The organism is Streptomyces sp. NPDC005485 (assembly GCF_040606085.1).
Taxonomy (GTDB): Bacteria; Actinomycetota; Actinomycetes; order Streptomycetales; family Streptomycetaceae; genus Streptomyces.
In genome coordinates this window covers 1-1,760 of sequence record NZ_JBEXDZ010000320.1, presented here as the reverse complement: position 1 = coordinate 1,760, position 1,760 = coordinate 1, and the positions used below count along the sequence as shown (strand labels likewise).

The following is a 1,760-nucleotide window of genomic DNA, read 5'->3' as shown; positions in this document are numbered from 1 at the left end:
GGGCGTGGGGCAACCGCAAGCCCGGTTACTGCTACGTCGTCTCCAGCGGCATCGACGAGGACCGCTACGCCAGCCCCGGCCGGACGCAGCAGTTCACCCCGCGGGCCGTGTCCCTCATGGAGACGCTCGCACAGTGGGCCGTGCGCAACGGGGCGACCGCCGACCCGATCACCACGGCCGCGGCCCGTGCGGTCGTCGGCAACGCGTACACCGGCCGGCAGGACCACACCGACGAGACGACGGAGCAGACCACCGTGGGCGAGCAGGACGACGACATGCCGCAGGCCTCCCTGCTCGACCCGGAAGACGCCGCCATCGACCCGGAGCAGGATCTCCCTCCGGCCGGGCAGGGCGACGACAACAGCGGGCTGTTCGGTACGGACACCGGGCACAAGCCGACCCCGGAAGAAGCGCGGGAGCTGTTCGCCCGGGCCCTCGACGAATTCGAGGCCAAGGGGCAGATGATCGTCGGTCCGAAGGACTTCATGGACTGGTGTGACGCGCACGGCTACTCCCGCCCGTGGGTGTCCGCGCGGCTCCGGGATGCCGCCGAGGACGGACGCCTGCAGCCGACCAGCACGACCGGCCGGTGGCGCATCGTGCCCGCCCTGACGCCCGCGTGACACCTGACACCGTCACGGTGCCCTGACGCCCATACCCCTAGGCGGGAGCACGTGTCACGCGCCCTGACACCCCGCCCTGACGCCGAGCCTGACACCACGAAGGGACGCCCCCGAGGTAAGCGGGGGCGTCCCGATTCGGAGGGTACGCCATGCCCACACGAGGACCCGGGCGCCCGGGACCGACCACGCCGACCGAGCAGGGCCCCGGCCGCTGGAACCGCGAGAGCGGCTCGAGGCCGAGCACGACGACCAGCAACCCGCCCGTCCGCCGAGACCCGAAATCCTCCTGACCGAGAGGACACCGTCATGACCGTCGCCGAACTCCGGGCGCTGCTCGCCGATCTCCCCGACTGGGCAGCCGTCGTCATCCCGGTCGCCACCGAGGACGACTGCACCGAGGACGCCCCACTGACCTACACGGACTACCGGGCCGGAGTCCTCACCCTCGACACCGACTGACACACCGACCCGCACCACGGCGGCCCCTGCTCCCCACCCGGAGGGCAGGGGCCGCAGCCGTGCTCGCGCTACTCGTCCCGCTCTCGGCTCGCCCCGGGGAACGGAGGGAACAACCGCCGGCGCCGCTGTCCCTTGTCCGGCAGCGGCATGGCCGGACGGACCGGAGCAGCCGGGGGCGTCGGAGGGCTCGGAGCAGACGCCGCACGGGGAATCCTGCTGTCACTGTGACGTTCTTCCGGGCCCCGGGGCTGCGTCACTGTGACGTTCTTCGGCACGCTTCGGGCGGTCCGCTCACGGATCACCGCAGCGCCGACTGCCGCCGCAATCTCCTCACGCCGGCGCCGTGCCTCATACGCCCGCTGCCGACACGACCGCTTGCAGTACCGCCTCGGTTTCGTACCCCGGGACTCCGGGACCGGCAGGCCGCATCCCTCCCATGCGCACGTGGGGCCGGCGGGGGGTGGGGAGGTCTCTTCGCTCATGGACCCGACCGTATCGACGCCCCTCGTGAAACATCTGGGCGCCACCCCTACATAACCAAGGGGGGTGCTCTTGCATGGCTAGGTAACCGACGCCCTTAGGTATGACCAGCAGGCACCGTCTGGCCGACCGTGCACCGCTCCTCCCTCCCCGCTGTCCGGGACGGGAGGACTTTTTCTCTCCGCACCGCCACCGCCC

At 71.6% G+C, this 1,760-nt stretch carries 1 protein-coding gene and 1 pseudogene; both read left to right on the top strand.

Annotated elements, in window-relative coordinates; genetic code table 11:
- Positions 1–623: pseudogene (locus tag ABZS97_RS43915) on the top strand (sporulation protein SsgA); the annotation flags it as partial.
- Positions 624–929: 306 nt separating this feature from the next.
- Complete coding sequence (locus ABZS97_RS43910) at positions 930–1,082, top strand: hypothetical protein (protein ID WP_356149693.1); 153 nt, start codon at positions 930–932, stop codon at positions 1,080–1,082.
- Positions 1,083–1,760 lie beyond the last annotated feature (678 nt).

Coding starts and splice junctions, on each gene's coding strand:
- ABZS97_RS43910 (WP_356149693.1), top strand. CDS start 930: ATGACCGTCGCCGAACTCCGGGCGCTGCTCGCCGATCTCCCCGACTGG.